Origin of the sequence: Oceanobacillus chungangensis, from assembly GCF_003369565.1 — a bacterium.
Classification (GTDB): Bacteria; Bacillota; Bacilli; order Bacillales; family Amphibacillaceae; genus Oceanobacillus; species Oceanobacillus chungangensis.
Genome location: NZ_PIOD01000016.1, coordinates 1 through 22,210, shown reverse-complemented (window position 1 = coordinate 22,210; position 22,210 = coordinate 1). Strand labels below are relative to the sequence as shown.

The 22,210-nt window shown below is 36.8% G+C and carries 21 protein-coding genes, 7 tRNA genes and 1 pseudogene; 19 read left to right on the top strand and 10 right to left on the bottom strand.

What is annotated here, in order from left to right; translation table 11 throughout:
* Positions 1 to 173: 173 nt before the first annotated feature.
* The 4 genes from CWR45_RS13415 to CWR45_RS13400 are packed head-to-tail and all read right to left on the bottom strand — an operon-like array spanning position 174 to position 3,951.
* Positions 174 to 1,247 carry an ABC transporter substrate-binding protein gene (locus tag CWR45_RS13415; RefSeq protein ID WP_115750378.1) on the bottom strand — a complete coding sequence of 358 codons (1,074 nt, stop codon included), beginning with the start codon at positions 1,245 to 1,247 and terminating at the stop codon, positions 174 to 176.
* Positions 1,244 to 2,050, bottom strand: a complete 807-nt coding sequence (locus CWR45_RS13410; protein WP_115750377.1) for an ABC transporter permease — start codon at positions 2,048 to 2,050, stop codon at positions 1,244 to 1,246. The genes CWR45_RS13415 and CWR45_RS13410 overlap by 4 nt, the downstream gene beginning before the upstream one ends.
* Before the next feature lies 1 nt (position 2,051).
* Positions 2,052 to 2,855: an ABC transporter permease gene (locus tag CWR45_RS13405; RefSeq protein ID WP_115750376.1), complete on the bottom strand. Its 804-nt coding sequence runs from the start codon at positions 2,853 to 2,855 to the stop codon at positions 2,052 to 2,054.
* Positions 2,845 to 3,951 (bottom strand): ABC transporter ATP-binding protein, encoded by a 1,107-nt coding sequence (locus CWR45_RS13400; RefSeq protein WP_115750375.1) that lies wholly within the window; start codon positions 3,949 to 3,951, stop codon positions 2,845 to 2,847. The genes CWR45_RS13405 and CWR45_RS13400 overlap by 11 nt, the downstream gene beginning before the upstream one ends.
* Before the next feature lie 1,934 nt (positions 3,952 to 5,885).
* Here CWR45_RS13400 and CWR45_RS13395 point away from each other — a divergent pair.
* The 4 genes from CWR45_RS13395 (at position 5,886) to CWR45_RS13380 (ending at position 8,612) form a co-directional block, all read left to right on the top strand.
* Positions 5,886 to 6,503, top strand: coding sequence for a TetR/AcrR family transcriptional regulator (locus tag CWR45_RS13395; protein ID WP_115750374.1), 618 nt, complete (start codon positions 5,886 to 5,888; stop codon positions 6,501 to 6,503).
* A 72-nt stretch (positions 6,504 to 6,575) separates the two neighbouring features.
* Positions 6,576 to 6,986, top strand: coding sequence for a Spx/MgsR family RNA polymerase-binding regulatory protein (locus tag CWR45_RS13390; RefSeq protein WP_115750373.1), 411 nt, complete (start codon positions 6,576 to 6,578; stop codon positions 6,984 to 6,986).
* Between the two features lie 111 nt (positions 6,987 to 7,097).
* Complete coding sequence (locus tag CWR45_RS13385; RefSeq protein ID WP_115750372.1) at positions 7,098 to 7,382, top strand: hypothetical protein; 285 nt, start codon at positions 7,098 to 7,100, stop codon at positions 7,380 to 7,382.
* Between the two features lie 492 nt (positions 7,383 to 7,874).
* The gene (locus tag CWR45_RS13380; protein ID WP_115750371.1) at positions 7,875 to 8,612 is read left to right on the top strand and encodes a hypothetical protein; all 738 of its coding nucleotides are present in this window, start codon (positions 7,875 to 7,877) and stop codon (positions 8,610 to 8,612) included.
* A gap of 44 nt (positions 8,613 to 8,656) precedes the next feature.
* Here CWR45_RS13380 and CWR45_RS13375 read toward each other — a convergent pair whose 3' ends face one another.
* A complete protein-coding gene (locus CWR45_RS13375) occupies positions 8,657 to 9,766 on the bottom strand; it encodes a YkvI family membrane protein (protein ID WP_115750370.1) in 1,110 nt (369 codons plus the stop codon).
* 307 nt (positions 9,767 to 10,073) lie between these two features.
* Between CWR45_RS13375 and CWR45_RS19870 the strand changes: the two genes are divergently transcribed.
* The 4 genes from CWR45_RS19870 to alr all read left to right on the top strand — a co-directional run bounded on the left by CWR45_RS19870 (position 10,074) and on the right by alr (position 13,114).
* Entirely contained in the window at positions 10,074 to 10,238 is a 165-nt protein-coding gene (locus tag CWR45_RS19870; RefSeq protein ID WP_170138867.1) for a hypothetical protein, read from the top strand.
* A gap of 198 nt (positions 10,239 to 10,436) precedes the next feature.
* Positions 10,437 to 10,640: a helix-turn-helix domain-containing protein gene (locus CWR45_RS20505; protein ID WP_170138866.1), complete on the top strand. Its 204-nt coding sequence runs from the start codon at positions 10,437 to 10,439 to the stop codon at positions 10,638 to 10,640.
* 103 nt (positions 10,641 to 10,743) lie between these two features.
* Positions 10,744 to 11,871 carry an alanine dehydrogenase gene (gene ald, locus CWR45_RS13365; protein WP_115750368.1) on the top strand — a complete coding sequence of 376 codons (1,128 nt, stop codon included), beginning with the start codon at positions 10,744 to 10,746 and terminating at the stop codon, positions 11,869 to 11,871.
* A gap of 76 nt (positions 11,872 to 11,947) precedes the next feature.
* Positions 11,948 to 13,114 carry an alanine racemase gene (gene alr / locus CWR45_RS13360; RefSeq protein WP_115750367.1) on the top strand — a complete coding sequence of 389 codons (1,167 nt, stop codon included), beginning with the start codon at positions 11,948 to 11,950 and terminating at the stop codon, positions 13,112 to 13,114.
* Positions 13,115 to 13,187: 73 nt separating this feature from the next.
* Here alr and CWR45_RS13355 read toward each other — a convergent pair whose 3' ends face one another.
* Positions 13,188 to 13,376 (bottom strand): H-type small acid-soluble spore protein, encoded by a 189-nt coding sequence (locus CWR45_RS13355; protein ID WP_115750366.1) that lies wholly within the window; start codon positions 13,374 to 13,376, stop codon positions 13,188 to 13,190.
* Entirely contained in the window at positions 13,369 to 13,632 is a 264-nt protein-coding gene (locus tag CWR45_RS13350; protein WP_147294838.1) for a hypothetical protein, read from the bottom strand. The genes CWR45_RS13355 and CWR45_RS13350 overlap by 8 nt, the downstream gene beginning before the upstream one ends.
* 478 nt (positions 13,633 to 14,110) lie before the next feature.
* Between CWR45_RS13350 and CWR45_RS13345 the strand changes: the two genes are divergently transcribed.
* Positions 14,111 to 14,464, top strand: a complete 354-nt coding sequence (locus CWR45_RS13345; protein ID WP_115750364.1) for an MGMT family protein — start codon at positions 14,111 to 14,113, stop codon at positions 14,462 to 14,464.
* 488 nt (positions 14,465 to 14,952) lie between these two features.
* On the opposite strand, the gene CWR45_RS19865 is transcribed toward CWR45_RS13345, so the two are convergent.
* Positions 14,953 to 15,114: a CotG/ExsB N-terminal domain-containing protein gene (locus tag CWR45_RS19865; RefSeq protein ID WP_170138865.1), complete on the bottom strand. Its 162-nt coding sequence runs from the start codon at positions 15,112 to 15,114 to the stop codon at positions 14,953 to 14,955.
* Between the two features lie 207 nt (positions 15,115 to 15,321).
* Between CWR45_RS19865 and CWR45_RS13340 the strand changes: the two genes are divergently transcribed.
* The 3 genes from CWR45_RS13340 to CWR45_RS13330 all read left to right on the top strand — a co-directional run bounded on the left by CWR45_RS13340 (position 15,322) and on the right by CWR45_RS13330 (position 18,928).
* Positions 15,322 to 16,416: a CotH kinase family protein gene (locus CWR45_RS13340; RefSeq protein ID WP_115750363.1), complete on the top strand. Its 1,095-nt coding sequence runs from the start codon at positions 15,322 to 15,324 to the stop codon at positions 16,414 to 16,416.
* 1,286 nt (positions 16,417 to 17,702) lie between these two features.
* Positions 17,703 to 18,263: an NADPH-dependent FMN reductase gene (locus CWR45_RS13335; RefSeq protein ID WP_115750362.1), complete on the top strand. Its 561-nt coding sequence runs from the start codon at positions 17,703 to 17,705 to the stop codon at positions 18,261 to 18,263.
* A 47-nt stretch (positions 18,264 to 18,310) separates the two neighbouring features.
* On the top strand, positions 18,311 to 18,928 hold the full coding sequence (locus CWR45_RS13330) for an NADPH-dependent FMN reductase (protein ID WP_115750361.1): 618 nt from the start codon (positions 18,311 to 18,313) through the stop codon (positions 18,926 to 18,928).
* Positions 18,929 to 19,050: 122 nt separating this feature from the next.
* Here CWR45_RS13330 and trpB read toward each other — a convergent pair whose 3' ends face one another.
* Both trpB and CWR45_RS13320 read right to left on the bottom strand, forming a co-directional pair.
* Positions 19,051 to 20,223, bottom strand: a complete 1,173-nt coding sequence (trpB, locus tag CWR45_RS13325) for a tryptophan synthase subunit beta (RefSeq protein ID WP_115750360.1) — start codon at positions 20,221 to 20,223, stop codon at positions 19,051 to 19,053.
* A 163-nt stretch (positions 20,224 to 20,386) separates the two neighbouring features.
* Positions 20,387 to 20,982: pseudogene (locus tag CWR45_RS13320) on the bottom strand (CAP domain-containing protein).
* A 527-nt stretch (positions 20,983 to 21,509) separates the two neighbouring features.
* On the opposite strand from CWR45_RS13320, the gene CWR45_RS13315 reads away from it, so the two are divergent.
* The 7 genes from CWR45_RS13315 (at position 21,510) to CWR45_RS13285 (ending at position 22,203) form a co-directional block, all read left to right on the top strand.
* Positions 21,510 to 21,585: transfer RNA gene (locus tag CWR45_RS13315), tRNA-Thr, on the top strand.
* Between the two features lie 13 nt (positions 21,586 to 21,598).
* Positions 21,599 to 21,673 (top strand) — tRNA-Asn (locus CWR45_RS13310).
* A gap of 8 nt (positions 21,674 to 21,681) precedes the next feature.
* Positions 21,682 to 21,756, top strand: a tRNA-Glu gene (locus CWR45_RS13305).
* Positions 21,757 to 21,825: 69 nt separating this feature from the next.
* Positions 21,826 to 21,901, top strand: a tRNA-Val gene (locus CWR45_RS13300).
* Between the two features lie 22 nt (positions 21,902 to 21,923).
* Positions 21,924 to 22,000: transfer RNA gene (locus tag CWR45_RS13295), tRNA-Met, on the top strand.
* A 23-nt stretch (positions 22,001 to 22,023) separates the two neighbouring features.
* Positions 22,024 to 22,100 (top strand) — tRNA-Asp (locus tag CWR45_RS13290).
* Positions 22,101 to 22,110: 10 nt separating this feature from the next.
* Positions 22,111 to 22,203, top strand: a tRNA-Ser gene (locus CWR45_RS13285).
* Positions 22,204 to 22,210: the final 7 nt, after the last annotated feature.

Sequence of the window (22,210 nt, the reverse complement as noted above, 5' to 3'; positions counted from 1 at the left end):
CAAGAATATCGCCAGGAGAAAAATAATATCAGCAGGAGCACAAGAATATCGCCAGGAGAAAAATAATATCAGCATGAGAGCAGGAATATCGCCAGGAGAAAAATAATATCAGCAGGAGCACAAAAAATAACGCCAAGGACACTCTACAGTCCTTGGCGCTTCAAATAGTATAGTTATTTCCGATACATCTTAAACTCTAAAAACAACTCATTATAATATGCTAAATTCTTCTTGCCTAGGTTATCATACACCTCAAGTTTATCTGTTAACTCTGGTGATGGATAGAAGCGTTCATCATTTACCATTTCTTCTGGCATGTACTTTAATGCTTCCTTGTTTGGTGTTGAATAACTAACATATTCTGTGTTTTGTGCTGCTACTTCAGCATCAAGCATGAAATTGATAAATTGATGAGCACCCTCGATATTTTTTGCTGTTTTAGGAATGACCATATTATCGAACCAGAGATTGGATCCCTCTTCAGGCACGGAGTAGTCCAAATCCTCATTCTCAAACATAATTTCGGATGCATCACCTGACCAAACAAGTGCGACAGGTGCTTCACCGTTAGCCATTAACAACTTGTTTTCATCGCCAACAATAGCCTTGATGTTCGGTGTTAATGTATTTAGTTTATCCTGTGCTTCCTGTAAGTGATCTTTATTTGTATCATTTAAGGAATAGCCTAGGCTGTTTAATCCCATGCCGATAACTTCGCGAGCACCATCAACTAATAAAATGTCATTTTTTAATTCAGGATGCCATAGATCTTCCCAGCTTTTGAAATCCATATCGGGAAGCATTTTTGTATTAAAGACAATACCAACAGTTCCCCAGAAGTATGGGACTGAGAATTTATTTCCTGGATCAAAGGAGAGATCCATAAATCGTTCGTCAATGTTTTTCAGATTTGGAAGTTTTGAATGATCCAATTCAATAAGTAAATCTTCTTCTATCATTTTTTGAATCATATACTCTGATGGTACGGCAACATCATAGGTTGTACCGCCTTGTTGGATTTTCGTCATCATTGCTTCATTTGAATCAAAGGTTTCATAAATGACAGTTATCCCTGTTTCTTCCTCGAACTGATCAATGACCTCCTCATCGATATAGTCACCCCAATTATAAACGGTTAATGTATTGGTACCTGAATATCCTGCAGAGGCATTTAATCGATTGATTGCAATTAAGCAAATAATAGAAACAACGAGAACTGCTAAAAATGCTTGAATAAGATTCTTCATCTTCTCATTCCTCCCATACCTTGATTCCCGGCACGTCTGCTAATGTAGTAATAAACAATCACAAGAACGACCGTAACTAAAAAGATAAGTGCAGACAAGGCATTAATATTAAGTGAGATACCTTGACGTGCTAAGGAATAGATTTCAACGGATAATGTAGAGAAGCCATTTCCTGTTACGAAGAATGTAACGGCAAAATCATCTAGAGAATACGTTAGTGCCATAAAGAATCCTGCAAAAATCCCCGGCGTAATGTATGGTAAGATAACCTTTGTTAATACATTCCAGCGACTTGCACCAAGATCATGAGCAGCATCAATTAAAGATGGGCTCATTTCCATTAATTTTGGCAGCACCATTAGGACGACAATTGGAATACTGAAGGCAATATGTGATAACAGTACAGAATAGAATCCAAGCTGTATTCCTGCCATCGTAAACAAAATCAGAAATGAAGCACCAATAATAACATCAGGACTAACAATTAGTACATTGTTCAATCCAAGGATTGAATTCTGATTCCTCTTCCGCTTCATCTCACGAATCCCAATCGCCCCAAATACACCGATAATCGTGGAAATTAATGCTGACAATAATGCAATCACAACGGTGTTCAAGACGATAATCAGCAGTCTTGTATCTGAGAAAAGTTCCTTATACCAATCGAGAGTAAAGCCCTCGAAGCCGCTCATCGTACCCCCGCTATTAAAGGAGTAAAAGATTAAATAGAAAATGGGTGCATAGAGAACGAAAAAGATAATAAATAAAAATAGATTTGCAAACGGTGATGATTTTCTGCTCAACTTATGCACCTCGCTTCCGTATGCCAGTCAGTGAAATAATGACAAACATAATGATGATTAAGAAAACCGCAATTGTTGAACCCATTCCCCAATCTTGTGTAACAAGAAAATGTTGTTCAATCGCTGTACCGAGCGTGATGACACGATTTCCAGCGATTAATCTTGTCAACATAAACAAGGAAAGTGCTGGAATAAACACGACCTGACAACCCGATTTCACGCCATCAATTGTTAGTGGGAAAACAACACGGCGAAATGTCGTCCATTTTGATGCACCTAAATCATTCGCAGCATCGAGTAGTGTTGGATTCAAGCTCTCTAATGCATTAAAGATTGGTAAAATCATAAATGGGATAAAAATGTATACTGAAACAAAAACAAAGCTAAAATCAGTAAAGAGTATTTGCTGCGAGCCAATTCCAAGAAATTCCAAGAAATTATTTGCAGCACCGTATGTGCCAAAAATCCCGATAAAAGCATAAGCTTTTAAAAGTAAATTAATCCATGATGGTACAATAATTAATAATAGCCAAAGCTGCTTATGCTTCGTCCTCGTTAAGAAAAGGGCGGTAGGATATGCAACTAAAAGAGAAATAGCTGTAATTAAAAATGCATACCAAAATGAACTCAACGTCATTTGTAAATAGGTAGACGTAAAGAAGTTCTGATAATTAACAAGTGAGAAGTTCCCCTCGATATCAAGAAAAGAATAATAGACAACAAGTAGTATCGGCGCTATAACAAAGAAGATGATCCAAAGTGCATATGGAATCATGTAGAGATTACGTGTTACTTTATTCTCCATCTGCCTCCCCCTCCGAATAAGATTCTAGACGACGGTCAAAGTCTTCTTCTGTCTCATTAAAACGCATAACATGAATTGCCTCTGGGTTAAAGTGCAGTCCAATCTTATCGCCGACCTTCGCCTTCTTCGTTGAATGGACAAGCCATTCGTTCCCATCGTGGTCGATTCCAGTAATCTCATAGTGAACGCCACGGAATAATTGTGAGGTTACTTCAATCTTCAGCATGCCACTATCGAATGAAGTGATTTCTAAATCCTCTGGGCGAATGACAATCTCAATTGGTTCATTTGGATTCATTCCTTGGTCGACACATTCGAATCGCTTTCCACCAAATTCTACTAAGAAGTCTTCAATCATCGTTCCTTTTACAATATTGGATTCACCGATAAAGTCAGCAACGAAACGGTTGATCGGTTCATCATAAATATCAATTGGCGTACCACTTTGTTGGATTTTCCCTTTGTTAAGGACAAATATTTCATCTGACATTGCAAGGGCCTCTTCTTGATCATGCGTAACGAAAATAAAGGTAATTCCAAGTCGGCGTTGCAGGTCTCGTAATTCCCCTTGCATTTGATAACGTAATTTTAAGTCAAGTGCAGATAATGGTTCATCGAGTAAAATTACTTCTGGTTCATTGACAATGGCACGTGCAATGGCAACACGCTGCCTTTGACCACCAGACATATCTCTTATTTCTCGTTGTTCATAACCAAGCAGGTTTACGAAGCTAAGAGCCTCCTTTACCTTTGCTTCAACTTCTTTGTTTTTCATTTTCTTGATTCTTAAGCCAAATGCAACATTTTCAAATACATTTAGATGAGGAAAAAGCGCATAATCCTGAAAAACCGTATTCACTTGGCGTTTATTAGCCGGAATATCATTTATCTTCTTATCATCAAAGTAAATCTCTCCTGAAGTTGCTTCCGTAAAGCCAGCGATTAATCTTAGAATCGTTGTCTTTCCACAGCCTGAAGGACCAAGCAAGGTGTAAAACTTCCCTCGTTCAATCTCAAAACTTACATTGTCCAGCACAACTGGATCATTATCGTATTGCTTTGTCACGTTATTAAACTGAATTATCGTGTTCGTCATCGCAGTACCTCCCCCGTGTTTATTGGATTATATACATAAATCCTTATTATTTTTTAGCTGCTAAAAGCTGATTATTTCTAACAAATTTCGTGCATATCGAAATAATTATACACGAATTGTTTTAAAATGGTATTACTTTTTTAATAAGTTAAGAAGGATTGTAATTATCCCTCTACAATTGTAGGAGAAAGCAGGCATCGGCTTGATTCATCAGTAAGGAGAGCGCAAAGCATTCCTCATTTCAGGACGTCTAAATTGACATCGATTCACATGAACTTAAATAAGTCTCTTCACCCCTAAGAATGCGGACGTAGTTTGGCAACTTTCTAAGGATCAGAATCACCCTTAACCATCGAGCCCCGGGGTGGAATATTTAACCAAATTGTGGTGTCATAGGACGATATAACATAAAATGATTCAACACCGTTTTTCCTTTCATCTCAGCAATAGCTTCTTTCAATATCTAGCTGTTATTCATTGATTTGCTTAATGGTTAGTAAAATAGGAGTTGCAACATTGACAGCCCCATACAATACTCTACTCTTGTACCCTGTAAGTTGAATACAAATCATTCTAATCAAAATTCCGAAAATAAGGAAACTACATACAAGCTTAATAACAGTTCTATGCTAAAATCTTTTCCATTTATTTGTATAAATAAGCTTAAATACAAATACAGCTATAAACAGTACGTTTCCAATGATAAATAACTCCTTGGACTCCAGTGCTAAACTAAGTATGAAAAATACCATGCTAAATGACATTGTAAACATCATTTTTCCATAAACTTACTTTAAGTTTTTTTGTCAATTTTTTGTTTTTCTTCATCCGATAATGTGTTAAAACAAGCAATTCAAAAAGAGGCTCTGCCAGTAGAGAGAATAATATCAAATAAAATAAAAACAACGAGGATTATTATAGTTGCAATCATTTTATCCGCGTCCCTCTGTTTGTAAAATAAGTAAATTAAAAATTTAATTTTAAACTATCCTATAGTTCAATAATATTAATTTCTCATATTAAACGTATTACTCATACGGCTCCTTCTCCTCTATCATCTTTCTAAAATTATTATTGACTTCACGCTTTATGTTTCTTTGAATGATAGTGAAAGCTATGTGTTTAATACCTGAAGATTGTAATACCATCGTATTGGTTGGAGAAGTTCCTAAGGGATGTTGTGTTAGCTTATATGTAGAAGTATATGAAAACAGATTTCCAATTGCCTCAAATGATAATCTGTTATCTTTGATATAATCTTTGGATTGTAATTACTTCACTATTCTGCAGACCTACCTCCCTAGATAATTTATACTGCGAACCCAACTTGTTGTCTTTTATACATAAATCTGTGATTTCTTTGACAGCATAATTCCACTTAGGAAAGTTTTCGGGCTTCTCCAGAATTCTAAAAACATTGGTTAAATCAGAATGGATATTAAATGATTACTAAATTGAACCATGAATTTCCTACCTTTTCATTAAATTTTAATAATACTGTCTCAATCCTTATTCTACATGACTACATGAGAGTTTTCATTAATCAACAGCATTAGCCTAATCTCAAGTCCTAAATAACAAAAGCAGTTATTCTGTGTGTGGCGCAGTTCAAACATTGAATACCCATAACTTAAAAATGAATGAACACGGATATCCTCCTTTCTATTAGGGTAAATTATTTTTGTACAGAGGATTTGCCGGGTCATTAGCTGAAGTGCCGTCTTTATTGCTCGATCTTTCTTGCTGTCAAAAATATAAATTATCTAATATTTTCCATAAACGTGCCACAATTATTTGATAATGTATAATTACCGGGTAGAAATAAAAAGTGACGGGGTGTCACTCGAAAAATTGACAAGTGACACTGTGTCATTTATTATAGAAATATAACAACATGACACAGTGTCACTTTGGATGGATATGGAGGATGGGCATTGCCGAAACAAACTTTTTTTAATCTACCTGAGAGTAAAAGGCATCATTTATTGGAAGCAGCAGAAAAGGAATTTGCTAGAGCCCCTTTATCTGAAGCATCGATTGCGAATATTGTAAAAGAGGCCTGTATTGCTAGAGGGAGTTTTTATCAATACTTTGAAGATAAAGAGGATGCCTACTTTTTCTTGTTAAATCAACAGATGAAAGAGTTAAATATGCGATTTATTTCTATCTTAAAGGAAAATAATGGAGACATTATTGATGCGATGATAGAAATGTACCATGAATTCCTTATTGTCCTCCCAGATGAGAATGAACATGACTTTTTCAAAAATGCACTACTGAATGTAACACATAAAATGGAGAATTCCTTTACATCGATTTTTGAAGGAAATCATAGTAGTGAACATATGAAAGAGGTCACCAAATTAATAAATGTAGACTGCCTAAATATTTCAGACGAGAAGGATATAATTTATATCATTAAAATCGTTGCAGCGGTGGCATTTCGTAACTTTGTTGAGAAATATTCCGGAGCACTATCTGATGAGGAAGCAATTAACATCTTTAAAATGGAAATGAATTTATTAAAAAATGGGCTTTATAAGAAAAAGTGAAAGCATCCAAGCGTAAAACATGTATTAAGAATAAAGTCTTCAAAAAACTATAGAATGGGGTTTGATAGATAAATGACAGTTACAATTTATGGAGCAGCTTGCTCATCTACCCGTAAAGCGAAGCAATGGTTTTCAAAGCACGGAGTCAAATATGTAGAAAGAAATATTATTAAAGAGCCATTAACTGTTAGTGAGCTTCAAGGAATACTTAGAATGACAGTTGATGGAACAGACGAGATTATCTCAACAAGATCAAAGATTTATAAAGATCTCGACTTAGATATCGAGACACTGCCATTACAGGAATTACTGGAATTAATTCATGAACATCCAAGATTATTACGTAGTCCGATTATGGTTGATGAGAAACGATTACAGGTCGGTTACCATGAAGAAGATATTCGTCAATTCCTTCCTAGAAAAACTCGAGAATATCAATGGCTGCAATGGCGCTTGAATAGATTACGGCTTGCAGAAGGTTAAGAATACCTGTATGTATCGCTAAAGCGAAATGGCTTTACTTTACATAGTAAGCGAATCAATATTCCCTCATCAATAATATTTATAATATATAGATTAATTTGGAGGGTTTAGATGTACTTGATTGCCGAACAGCAATATGTTAAGGTAGAACGAATTGTAAGCAGTATCAGTCAAATTGATACAGAGCATCAGCGTACAATGTATTTATATAATGAAAAACTTGTCACCAAACACCGTGAGTTTCCGATACAGGATGTTATTGATATGTCCTATCGTTCAATAGGTGGAAAAGGGGGACTCCTCTATGTGCACACTACAAACGGGGTATACTCGTACACTGTAAAATCATCTCCCCTTCCATTTTTGAATGCTTTTAAGAAATATGTAAAAAAATGAGCAAATTCATATTTACCTCGTAACAAACAAAGGATACTGTCTATTATCGGACAGTATCCTTTGTTGCTGTTTATATATAGATTAATTGCTAACTAGTTGCGATTCCACTAAGAAGAAAGCTTGGTAGTAATGCATCTCCGTTAGCAAATGTTTCTTCACTTATTAGATTCCTTTTGTCTTTCGCTATTAAACTGCTATGTGAGAGGGAAGTGCTAACCCATTTTTTAGAGAGATAGTAATTTATTTTTTCTCAACCATTCCAGCGAAGAAAATACACGAAGAATTATCGAGAAAAACTTCAAATTGTCTGATTGCGATGTAACGTTGCTGCCGAAGCTTTCATTGTCTTTGTCTTGCCGGAGGAGGGCTCACCAGCCCCCCAAGGTGCGCGTAGTGTAATTTCGAACCCTTATCACACCATAACCAGTTAAAAGTCCCAATATCGTTCAAGTTGCATAAGCTACATTAGGCGGTATGAAGGAGTGTTTATCAATGGGATTGTATATAAATCGGCATATCCATGAGGATATATATAAGAATAACAGCGACATCGAAGCACCGAATCAAGATTTTTTTATAAAAAATCACATGGCGGAAATGATTCACGAGCAGAAGAAAGTGAATGCTAGCCTGCATGAATCATTCCAAGAATTAAAGAATTTTTATGAAATACAGGAAAAACAGCAAACGACAAAATGGCTGGACATTGGCAGTAAATTAAATGAAATACAAACGATGAACGAGAAGTATACGGATTTAGAAAAACATGTTATGAAACAATTGGAGAAATTAGAAGAGGATAATGATGGATTGAAGCGTCTGCTTGAGAATCATCAGCTATCGGAAGAGCAATTCAATGAACAATTACAAAATATAACGATGTCATATGAGGAAATAGGACACAAGCTTTCTGAATACGGAGTAGCAAATGAACAGATTGCATTAAAAATCGATGAGCAAGTAGAGTTTCAAAAGCTGCTGGAAGAAAGGGTTTTATCTCAAGATGATACACAACAGAAAATGCTGAACCGATTGGAAAATCAAGAGGCATTAACAGAGAAAATCTCAAGACAGCTTAGCAATTTTAGATCAGCCCTTTATGAACGAACGAACTTTCTTTCGGATAAAATTGAACAGACATCCTCTTACGTAATGAATTTGATAACAGGATCAGATCAACTTACGAAAAGGTTCATGATGTTTGAAAAAGAGAAAGAGAGGGAGAAATAAGACCGAACTGTATTTCAATATTAATCAAGAGGAGGAAAGCGATACTAAGCATTAGTATCGCTTCTCTTTGGAGTGTAATAGTGCTTCTCTATTTCTTCCTGATCTTTCTTTAATTTTCCCATTCTAAGGGACGCGACGATAAGGACAATCATAAGCACAAGTCCAAGATTTCCGATTAATGGATAGAATAAAGCGACGAGTTCTGTAAAGCCGACGAAGCTTAATGAAAATGCGACAATTCCAGAAATGAGTGTAAAGATTTTGAATTTCTTTGTTCCTATTTCAGTAAATCTCGCACTAAAAGAGAAGAACATACTTGCAGCGGTATTAAATATCATTCCAAATAAAATTAAACAATAAATCACACCTAGAATAGGAGAAATATCATCTGCGAGCTTTAAGATAGGCATATCGAAGCTACCGATAACATCAATTTTTGAGAAGATCATAAAATGACTGACCATAATTAGAACCCCAATTGTAAGTCCACCAATTAGTCCGCCAATTGCGGCTACTTTCTCATTTTTTTCATCTCCGCCCATTACGATGGACATGGAAACACCAACTGCGATGTTAAAAGAAACATAGTTTATTGCTGAGAAAATCCAGTTTGAAAGTGCAGAGTCATGCTGCTTTGCAATTGGATTAAGCTCTGCAAAGGTAGCATCCATTGTCGTTATACTATAGATGAATAGTAAGATAATCGAGATGATTAGAAACGGTGTAATACTCCCAATTACTTTAACAACTCTACTAACGTTGAGCATTGCTGTAAGTATTACGAGAGCAATTAATAACATATTACCTACAAAAAGTGGTAAACCAAATTGTTGATTTAAAATGGAGCCGCCTCCAGCTATCATAACTACACCCACACCAAATAATGTAAAGATAATAATATAGTCTATAATGGTACCTAGAAATTTTCCGCTAATTTTATGAATTGCATTGCGATGAGAAGTTGCTTGCATTCTGCTTCCTATCCTAGTCATCGTCATTCCCATATAAGCAAATAATGCTGTAGAAATGATTGCCCCAACAATCCCGACTGTTCCAAAACTAGTAAAATACTGTAAAACTTCCTGGCCAGAAGCGAACCCAGCCCCCACGATAATACCTACAAGTGCACTGCCGATTTGTAATGTTTTCTTCATAGTATCCCCCGTGTCTTCTGTGATTTAATTCTTGTCCAGTTACCCAAATAAAAAGATTCCATCTATCATCTTGAACGGTTATGGAGATCTGTTTTATTATAAGAGAGTAAATGTTGGAATCCCTTACATTTACAAATTCCAACATTTAAAGGATGTATTCGTTATTAATACTATTATAACAGAAGATTGCAAGACAGTAATTTTTAAAATTGACAAATAATTGTCTGTATTATTTGTTAAATTTTACAATTCTAAATATAGTGAATCGGATTATGCTATAATTTAACTTAGGGAGGGGGACACACGATTGATTCATTCACAACTCCGTAATGATGAAGATATTTATGAAAAAATATTCAGAGATACTTTTGATTCCTCAGATATATTAGAAGAACGTATTGGTGAAGCGGTTGAATGCCCGACTACAATTGAAGACTCCAAACACCGCATGATATTCTTCAGTCTTCAGTAAGCATAAACTTCGATGAAGTAAGAATTGCGACATTCACGAGCAGGAAAGTTCCAGACAATATTATTAATAGACATTGGAAGAGTGGTATGATGACGAAACTATTCGAAACGATGAACCAGTAATTGTCCCTGCAATAAAAGAAGTCGGTCTCTATACGAAAAAATAATAAAATACTAGGATTTATTTGGGCGCATACTAGTGTTAGGTTTCTTGAAGAAGAGAAGTTATTTATCTAAAAAAGGTCTGCACCAATTGTTAAGAACCAGCTATCTCCAGAATACATTAAATTACTGGTTGAAGCGAATTAACGATATTACTGGCATCCACTTAAGAGATCCAAATCAAAAAGTAAGTTTATTTATTGATTTACAGTTGGAAAAGCTTAAGAAAAAGAGTTTGTAGTTTTATACAAATCGTTTGGCTATATTTTAGCTTTTTTGATAAACTAAAGTAAATATACTGGCGCTACAATATAAGTAAATTAAACATTGAGGAGATGTTGAGAATGATTATTGGGGTACCTAGAGAAATAAAGAACAACGAAAATCGTGTTGCAATGACTCCGGCTGGAGTGGTTAATCTTATTAGTGCAGGGCAAGAGGTTATTATTGAAAAGGGTGCCGGTCTAGGGAGTAACTTCACTGACGAAGAGTTCGAAAATTCGGGAGCAAAAATTATTGAAAACGCTTCAGAAGTTTGGGTGAAAGCAGACATGATTATGAAAGTGAAAGAACCACTTGAATCTGAATATCAATACTTCCGCAAAGGATTAATTTTATTTACTTATCTACATTTAGCGAATGAACCAGAGCTTGCAAAAGCATTAGTAGATCATGAAATTACTGCAATAGCATATGAAACAGTAGCGGTAGGGCGTACACTACCACTGCTTACACCGATGAGTGAAGTTGCTGGTCGAATGGCTGTACAACTGGGAGCACAGTACTTGGAGAAATCGCAAGGTGGTAAAGGTATTGTGTTAAGTGGTATTCCAGGTGTGGAGCGTGGAACGGTTACCATTATCGGTGGTGGAGTAGTTGGAGCAAATGCAGCGAAGATAGCACTAGGTTTAGGTGCTAATGTAAATATTATTGACTTAAACCCAGCTCGTTTACGTGAATTAGATGATATCTTTGGTGATAGGGTCCAAACATTGATGTCTAACCCATTAAATATTGCAAATGCTGTAAAGGACTCTGATTTAGTCATTGGATCTGTATTGATTCCAGGTGCAAAGGCTCCTAAACTTGTAACAGAAGAGATGGTTAAATCGATGCAGCCAGGATCTGTGATTGTTGACGTTGCAATTGACCAAGGTGGTAACTTCGAAACCGTTGACCATCCAACAACACATGATGATCCAATTTATGAAAAACACGGTGTATTACATTATGCCGTTGCTAATATTCCAGGTGCTGTACCGCGTACGGCAACAATTGGCTTAACGAATGTTACCGTTCCATATGCGGTACAAATTGCGAAAAAAGGACTCGAAGCAGCTGTTAAAGATAGTCAGCCATTAAAAGCAGGTGTCAACGTACTAAATGGTAAAGTTACATTCGAAGCAGTTGCAAAAGATTTAGGTTATGACTATGTATCTGTAGAAGATGCAATGTCAGCTCTTAGTCACTAAGAAGTAGCTTAAAAATACCTTTTCATTTTTACGAAAGGGTATTTTTACTTTTAACAGAACAATTGGAGGAACAGAAATGGAAGCAGGGAGTTATCGCGACACGTGGGTTGAAGTATCATTAGATAAAATTCAACATAACGTGACAACGTTTAAGAACTATATTCATAACAATGTAAAACTAATGGCAGTTGTAAAGGCTGATGGCTATGGTCACGGCGCTGTCGAAGTTGCACAAGCTGCAATGGAAGCCGGCGCTGACTATTTAGCGGTTGCCTTCCTCGATGAAGCCATTCAACTGCGTCAGGCAGGAATCAAGTCACCAATCTTAGTCCTTGGTTATACGAAATCATCCGCTGTTGAGGAAGCAATTAAGAATAATATTACTTTAACTGTATTCACTCCGGAGGCTATAGAGAAAATAATAGCAGTCGCGGAAGATATGAAGCAGGTCGTTCCAGTTCATGTGAAAATCGATAGTGGCATGAATCGGATTGGAATTAATAATAAGGAAGATGCACATGCTTTAGTTGAGTCAATAAATTCGGAATATGTTCGTTTAGAGGGTGTATTCACACACTTTGCTGATGCAGACAGCTTAGACCCGACCTATACAGAGCAGCAATTTTCAAGGTTTAATGAGATTGTTACTCATCTAGAGCAGCATGGGTTTGAAATCCCAATCAAACATTGCTGTAATAGTGCAGCAACCATTGCTTTTCCAAAGATGCATCTTGATATGGTGAGGGTAGGTATTAGTCTGTATGGCCTGTATCCAAGTGAACATTTGCGAGAAAAGATCTCATTAAAACAAGCAATGAGCTTTAAAACGAAAGCAATCTTTATTAAAAATGTAGCAGCAGATCAGCCGATAAGCTACGGTCTAACCTTTGCACCTCGGGAGGAGTCGACTATTGCTACAATGCCAATTGGCTATGCAGACGGTCTTTCGAGGTCATTATCCAGCAAGGGGGCTGTAACAATAAGAGGAGAGAGAGCACCAATTGTTGGTCGTGTATGCATGGACCAAACAATGATAGATGTGACTGCTTTTGATCAAATAAATCAAGAGGATATTATCACGATTTTCGGCGAACCGAGTGAAGGATATATTTCATTAGCCGAAGTTGCAGATCAAATGAATACGATTCACTATGAAACTGCATGCTTAATTGGTAAGCGGGTTCCGCGGGTATATGTTAATGATGGAAAGATAATCAAGGAACGGGGATTACTAAAAAGATGAAATTTTGATAAACAAGGCTGATATTTTACTTAGGCTGCTCTATTAAAGTAATAGGGCAGCCTGATACTATTCTCTAAAGAAGCTGATTTTCCTCAAGACCTTCTAAGTCGACAATTTGCTCGTGATCCATTGAATCAAGTGGAAAGATGGTTGCTGTTTCGTTTCCATCCTGTACGGATTTGATATAAACGGGGATTCCATGATAATTAACGTTAGTCATCGCAATTGATTCGACAATTTCTTGTGCACGCTGCCTATCCATATTGTCCTCCTTTTCCTATTTGCATATTATAGTTTGTGTATGAAAGATAGAACGATACGAGGATCATGTACCCATTTTTTACTATAGCAGGACTCATAAATGAAAAAGCTTGTAGAGAAATACATTCTCTACAAGCTAATACGGAGGGTTTACCAGTCGTCTCTGTGTCTGCGGCAACGGTGTCTGCGGCAACAGTGTCTGCGATCATCATCATCAATAATAACTCTATCAGCGCGGATAAATACATTATCGACATCAAAGAATCTTCTGCGTCTACGATCACTGCGTCTACAATCACTGCGTCTATGATCACTGCGTCTACAATCACTGCGTCTACAATCACTGCGTTTACGATCACTACGACGGCGGTCTTCTTCTACAAAAACTCTATCAGCGTCAATGAAAATATCACTTCTTCTGCGATCACTGCGTCGATCGCTTCTTTTGCGATCACTGCGTCGATTGCTTCTAAAAGTTGACATTTAGCATCCCTCCTTTTCACGTTATACTTTAAAATATGCTACGATTAAAACAGTGAATAGACTGGAGTATCACCTTTGTAGAAAATATACGAATGCCTGTCATTCAAATTTTCTATTTTCAATGCCCGTAGAAGAATAATCGTTAAATTCAGGTACCAATGATGCACTTTACATAAAAAAGATTAGAATATACCCAAGAAAATTTGACTCCATGGAAGCAAATAAATAATCCTAATGAAGAGGTAGAAGATAATGACTCCATTTACAAGAAGAGTAATTCACATATTAAAGCAAATACCAGCGGGGAAAGTCATGACTTATGGACAAGTAGCAAAAGCAGCACGAAGTCCTCGAGCAGCGAGGCAGGTTGTACGAATTCTACATTCTATGAGTAAAAAATATCACTTACCTTGGCATCGTGTCATCAATGCGAAAGGACAAATTGCCATCAAGGATGATGAAGCGAGGATGGAACAGAAATGGCTACTGGATTCAGAAGGGGTAGAGATTAGTTTGTCTGGTTATGTCAATTTAGAAAAGTATCAATTTCATTATGATATTCAGACGGATGAAAATGAATTTGACCAGTATTCAAACGAGGACTGATTTTTTTATAAAAAGGTTTGGGTCTCAGGGGGAATGAATCAATTCAAATCCGAGAGAAATACCGTATCTTTTAATATACTACTCGTGGGAGGGATCGTAGGCGTAGGATGATAGGACTAAGGCTATTATTCCACCTATCGACGGGATTAATGATACCGACTTCGTCTATACTTCAACGACCTTGTAACAATTGAAGGAGCTTACCGAACAGCTCGCAATCATTGGTGGGGGCTATATTGGTTTGGAATTTGCTTGATTTATGCCAATTTCGGTTCAGAGATTAAAGTAATTGATGGCTCAGGAAACGTTTTTACCTAGAGAAAATCGTGATATCGCGGAGGAAGTACAGAAAGTTCTTGAAAAAATTTGAATTTGGTGGTCGTGTCGAGTCCATAACGAATCGCGATGGGAAAGTATTTATTTCCTATAATAAAAAGTATTTGTTTTGAATAAATAGGTAAAAAGCTCTGCGATAGCAGAGCTTTTTACTATTTATTATCTAGATTCTTATTATGCCTTCCTGAATAACTTCTATTAGACTGCCTTGAGCGTTTTGTAGAAAATGGCTCTTGGTATAGAAAATTTTCCATTCCTGCAGCGATTACTTTTTCAACTGCACGGCGGATATCTTCTTCACTGTAGCCTTTCAAAATCAAATCCTCCTCAATACCTCATAGTGAAAAACTACAAAATTATCCCTTTTAAGGATTAGACGTTTTCCCGCTAATAGCATACGGGATTTAAGCAGGTTTTGATATGGACAATGGTCGATTTTATGAAAATACAGAAATCAGGACTGTCACCCAACAAATGTCTGTCATACGTTAATATAACGACTTGGTTAGGAGAGATGCATTTTGGGAGACGAAAATATTCCTATTTATAAGTTATTTATTAATCCAAAAAGTCTTATCGATTTAAAGAAGAATGTTTGGTCCAATAAATCTATTACGGGAAAAATAAACATTCATGGAAAAAAACATGACATTGATGTTAGGTTCCGAGGATATTATGTCCGAGAGTTTGAGAAGAAGTCATATCATATTCATTTTTACAAACCTAGAACATGGAATGGGGCAAAAGAACTGCATTTAAATGCAGAATATAAAGATCATTCATTCGTAAGAAACAAGCTTTCCTTTGATTTTTTCTCTAGTATCGGCGTCATGCCCCCCTCTGCTGACCATGTATTTTTAGTTTTAAATGGGAAAAAAGAAGGTGTTTATCTACAATTAGAATCTGTTGATGAGTACTTTTTCCAAAAGAGGAATATTCCGGTACATTCGATTTTCTATGCAGTGGATGGAGATGCTAATTTTTCATTAATTAGTGAATATGATAACGGTCCTAAGAGATCATTAGAAATGGGATATGAAATAAAATATGGATTGGACGATGAATATTTGATCTTACAGGAATTTATTTTTAAAGCAAATACACTCTTAAGAGAAGAATTTGAACAGGAGATAGGAAATTACATTGATGTTGAAAAGTATCTGCTTTGGCTCGCCGGTGCGGTTTGTACTCAAAATTATGATGGATTTGTACAGAACTATGCCTTATGCAGGAATGGGGAGGCAGGGTTATTTGAGATTCTCCCATGGGATTATGATGGAACTTGGGGGAGAGATGTTCATGGGGAGATTATGGAATATGATTATGTTCGAATAGATGGTTTTAATACTTTATCAGCAAGAATGCTCGATGTTCCTTCATTTAGGAATTTATATTATACAAACATCCTTCAAATCCTTAACCACCAATTTACAGTCGATTTTTTAGAACCTAGAATACAGGAATTGCATACCACTCTCCGCCCATTTGTTTTAAAAGATCCCTATAAAAAAGATTATATCGACCAATTTGATAGGGAACCGGAATTCATTTGTAAATTTATAACCGATAGGAACAACTATCTAAAGAGTGAGCTGAAAAAACTTGGATTCAACTAGTTTTAGAAGATGGCGTACGTTTTTATAGCCAAAAAAAATGAGCTCATTTAGAAAAATAGGTCAATGATATTAGCGGTTTGTCCATTCCAAATTTAAGCGAAAACATAGAGCTACGGAGCGATTATGTAAGGTGTAAAGTACCGTGGGGCCCAACCTTGCCCCAACAGAATTTTCTTTTCAGTTAGGCATCTAATTGGTTGGTGTGAATACGATATTGAACCGGAGTCATGCCAGCCAATCTTTGTTTTATACGCTAGTTATTATAATAACCGATATACGCTTCAATTTTTCTTTTTAATTCCTCAAACGAACACCTTGCTTCTCCACTCTTGTTTTAATAAACCAAAAAAATCCCCCATTGGTGAATTATCTATACAGTTTCCTTTTCGTGACATACTTTGGAATACCTTATTTTCCATTAGGGTTTTCAGCCACTTTTTATGCTGATATGCCATCCATGATTAGAATGAACAGTTGTCTTGTACTTTGAGTCTTTTACCAAACGCAACTACATGTTTCGTTACATCTCCTCCAGTTAGTTACTCATAGAAGTCTTCATATAACCTTATCGATTCCACTTTCTTGTATACGGTCTCTATGGATCAACATAGTAAATTGATTGATTCAAATAAGGGTGTGAAGTTAGTCTGTTTGAGGGGCGGATTCTATATTGATCCCAAAGTTTGATCGGCTTTTCTTCACTTCTACATCTTAGTATGTTTGGGGTGCAGTACATGACTAAGGGGGACTATAAAAAACTAAATTCGGTTGTTCCGAGTCCTTTGAATAAGAAAAGAAAGTATTTCCCCTTACATATGGCTGTTGATCTTCGTTGCCCGCAGCGGAAATCAACATTACTACTATATAGCGGTTTAAATCAGGCTACTAGTTACGGTCGTTTCTGGTACTAACAACATGTTATTCGTGAGTAGTGCGAATACAGTCCGAATCTTAAAAAAATAGTCTTATCTTAGAATCCTTTTCGGGGACTTTAATTTATCAATAGTATTTTAAGCTTATTTTTAAAAAAGGTTAGAATTGAGTACATTATACTTGTAAAATTACTTTAAGTAACTTTATAATAAAAAAGAATTAAATGTGTTGCAATAAGCAAATAACCATGCTATATTTATATTAAATTAAGGTATATTGAATTATAGATAACTGAAATGAGTCTATTTAGCTATGCATTGCGAAATAGTTCATCAGCAAAGCAAAATTTATTTGGCTGAAATCATTAATCCAATTTACCACAAATATTTTTTGAATTTGGGGAGGAATTAACTATGTTGAAAATAGGTATTATTAACGGAAGTGTTCGTCAAGGTCGTAACTCAGATGCGGTTGCTAACTGGGTGTTAGATTTCGCAACAAATCGTAACGATGCAGACGTAGAATATGAATTAGTAAATCTTGCTGATTATCAGTTGCCATTAATGGGTGCTGTTATTCCAGAAGCAATCCAAGTAGAATCAGAAGCTGCAATCAAAGCATGGTCTGAAAAGAATGCATCATTCGATGGTTATATCGTAATCGCACCTGAATACAATCATGCAGTAGGTGGAGCACTTAAAAATGCTACAGACTACTTGAAACCAGAAGTTGCAAACAAAGCAATTGGTTTTGTAGGATATGGTAGCTTAGGTGGCGCACGTGCAATTGAAAACCTTCGCTTAATCTGTGGTGAATTATCTCTTGCAGACGTACAAACAGCAACTACATTCTCATTAATGGCTGATTTCGAGAACATGAGTGTGTTCAAACCTGCTGACTATCATGCAGCAAATGCGAACGGTATGCTTGATCAAGTTATCGCATGGAGCCGTGTATTAAAAACTGTACGATAATCAATTCGAATGAATGAAGTATCGATAATAATATAGGTGGTGCAACAATGGGTTTTTTAGATAAATTATTTGGTAAGTCCAATAAGGAGGAACAAAAATTGTCAAACTTAAAAATCGGTATTGTTTTAGGTAGTGTTCGTGAAGGGCGTAACGCAGAAGCTGTTACAAACTATATCTATGATTTTGCAACAAAACGCAATGATAATGTAGATTATGAAATCGTTGATCTAGCTGAATATAAATTACCATTAATGGGTGCAGCATTATTAGAATCAGAGCAAGCAGATGCTGGGAATCGCATCAAAGCATGGTCAGATAAAATGGCTTCATTTGATGGCTACATCTTTGTGGCACCAGAATATAATCATGCAGTAGGTGGGGCACTTAAAAATGCAACAGATTACTTGAAACCAGAAGTAGCAAATAAAGTAGCTGGATTAGTAGGTTACGGTAGCTTAGGTGGTACTCGTGCACATGAGAACCTACGCCTAATCTTCGGTGAACTACAAGTTGCAGACGTACGTACTGCTGTTACATTCTCACTTATCACTGATTTCGAAAACATGAGTGTTTTCAAACCTGCAGCATACCATGAAGCAAATATTAACCAAATGCTTGATGAAGTTAAATCATGGGGAACTGCATTTAAATCATTAAGAGCATAATAACAAAGCTGGCGTTGGAGCTAGACACAGCCAATTCTTGTCACAAGAGTTGTGATAGGGGAATTATTATCCTTTCATATGTAATAAACGAAAGCTGTCAGGATTAATCCTGACAGCTTTTATTATTTCTTATTTAACATCTCATAAACTTGATCCACGTCTTTATCGCCCCTACCAGAAAGGTTGACAATGATAATATCATCACCTAAAAGTTCTTTTGCAAGCTTCATTGCATGTGCGACAGCATGTGCACTTTCTAATGCTGGGATTATTCCTTCCACTTTAGACAACTCCTGGAATGCTGCTAGCGCTTCTTCCCCAGTTGCCATTATATATTCGGCGCGTCCACTAGCTTTCAAATAGCTATGCTCTGGTCCAACCCCAGGGTAATCTAACCCTGCAGCAATGGAATTGGTTGGCAATGTTTCCCCGTCCTCATCAATTAATGTATAAGAACGATAACCATGAAGTATTGCAGGAACTCCTTTTGATAATGTCGGTGCTTCAGATGGCTCCACGCCGATCAATCGAACTGTTTCATCATCAATATAATTTGCAAATGCACCAATTGCGTTACTGCCACCACCAGTACAAGCAACAACAGCGGTAGGGAGCTTCCCTTCCTTTTCTAAAATCTGTCTTCTTGATTCTTCACTAATTATCGATTGGAAATGTCTGACAATCGATGGGTAAGGATAAGGTCCAACGGCAGATCCGATTAAGTAGAAGGTATCTGGATAATTTGCTAAGAGGTCTTCAAGTGCAACATCTACTGCGTCCTTTAATCTTCCTTCACCTTTATCGACTGCAACTACTTCTGCACCTAATAGCTCCATTCGGAATACATTTAGAGCTTGTCTCTCTGTGTCTACTTTACCCATATAGATTGTACATGGAAGATTGAACATTGCACATGCTGTAGCAGTTGCAACGCCATGTTGACCAGCACCAGTTTCAGCAATTATACGTTTTGCCCCTAGACGCTTCGCTAAAAGGATTTGACCGATGACATTATTGATTTTATGTGCACCTGTATGGTTTAAATCTTCACGTTTCAGGTAAATTTTTGCTCCACCAATCTTGTTAGTAAGATTCTCAGCAAGTGTTAAAGGATTTTCCCGACCAACATACTCCTTCAAATAGTATTGGTATTCTTCAATGAAGGCAGGATCATCTTTGGAGCGCTCAAACTCTTCGGCAATAATGGATAAAACTTTTTTCAAGTCCTCGGGAATATAACTTCCGCCAAATTCACCATAATATCCTTTCTCTTCTACATACTGTTTACTACTCATCTCTCAACTCAGCTCCTCTAAATATAGAACGTTTTTCATTATTCTAACACTTTTGCGGATTTATTCAATTATTTTGAAGAATACAATATGTACGAAATAATAATAAAAAATAACCATGAGTGCTTGTTATAATACAAGTACTCATGGCCTTAGTTGAAGAATATTATTTTTGGATAAACATTTGTGTCCAGTAGTGACCATTTTCTAAATAACCAATACCGATGTATGTATAGTTTTTGTTGAGGGTGTTTGCTCTATGACCTAGACTATTCATCCAAGCATTCACAACTTCTTTTGCAGTTCGCTGACCTTGCGCGATGTTTTCGCCTGCAGATTTGTATTTAATGCCATAATTTTGCATCATCGTAAATGGTGAACCATATGTTGTGCTCTTATGGCTAAAGTATCCTTTTTCTTGCATATCCTGAGATTTATGTTTAGTAACTCTTGCAAGCTCCCAGTCATATTTTAGTGCAAGTAAACCAGCATTTGCTCTTTCTACTTTTACTAGTCTAATAACCTCTTGCTCCATATTGTACACTTGATTTGTTGGGACCTGAATCTGTTGTCCAGGATAAATAAGATTAGGGTTTATAAGCTGTGGATTAGCCTTACTCCTGTTTGTGTTTTCACTGCAATTTTCCACATGGTGCCTCCACCTTTAACAGTATATGTGCTCGCTGCAAATGTCGAGACAGGTAGTAAAACTGTAATCGATACGACAGCTGCAATCGTTAATTTACTAATTTTCCTAAACATGTAAAACTCCCTTTCACTAGTTAATATTTAAAGAATAATTAGTTTCACAGAAAAATGCACTGAAGAAAATGGAAGGATTTTTACAGAATGATTACAAGAAAGGAAACACTGCGTATTGTGAATTGATAGCGCCTTACTAATAATATTAATGTAATAGTAGTCGACCATTTAGGATAAATTAATGAAAATAGTGAGTGAAAAGGGAATGTGTCTATGATGTAGTGGCTATTAATAATGTGAGGATTGAAAGAGAAAATGTATGCAAGTGGTCTTTTTCATTTATGTTATCATACAAAAATTATCTCTTTCTATATAAGTGGAATTTACAAGGGTTCCTTACGATGGAACTCTTATGTTATATAGCTTTTCGACATAATTATCGATGTCTATACTATAGTCGATTGATGGGGGAATTTGATATAAAAATAACTTTTTTCTCAAAAACACTTGACGAATGATAGGTTTATGATGTTTAATATAAATCTGTGATCAACACATTAAAAAAATATTTATTATATGAATTTGATGCCGGCCTAGCTCAATTGGTAGAGCAACTGACTTGTAATCAGTAGGTTGGGGGTTCAAGTCCTCTGGCCGGCACCATGTTAATTCATTTTCCACAGTAGCTCAGTGGTAGAGCAATCGGCTGTTAACCGATCGGTCGTAGGTTCGAATCCTACCTGTGGAGCCATTAAAACTGGCCCGTTGGTCAAGCGGTTAAGACACCGCCCTTTCACGGCGGTATCACGGGTTCGAATCCCGTACGGGTCACCATTTTAAAGGATGGCATGTTAAGTACGCGAGGTCCTATCGCAACACATGCACTAGCACATCCTGTGCGTTGGAGGATTAGCTCAGCTGGGAGAGCACCTGCCTTACAAGCAGGGGGTCGCAGGTTCGAGCCCTGCATCCTCCACCATAAAATTTATTATTTGTATCATCGCGGGGTGGAGCAGTCTGGTAGCTCGTTGGGCTCATAACCCAAAGGTCGTAGGTTCAAATCCTGCCCCCGCAACCAAATTATTTTCTAATTAAAATAGTGGTCCGGTAGTTCAGTTGGTTAGAATGCCTGCCTGTCACGCAGGAGGTCGCGGGTTCGAGTCCCGTCCGGACCGCCACTTATATATTGGAGGTATACCCAAGTTCGGCTGAAGGGATCGGTCTTGAAAACCGACAGGCGGGTCAAACCGCGCGGGGGTTCGAATCCCTCTACCTCCTCCATTTACAT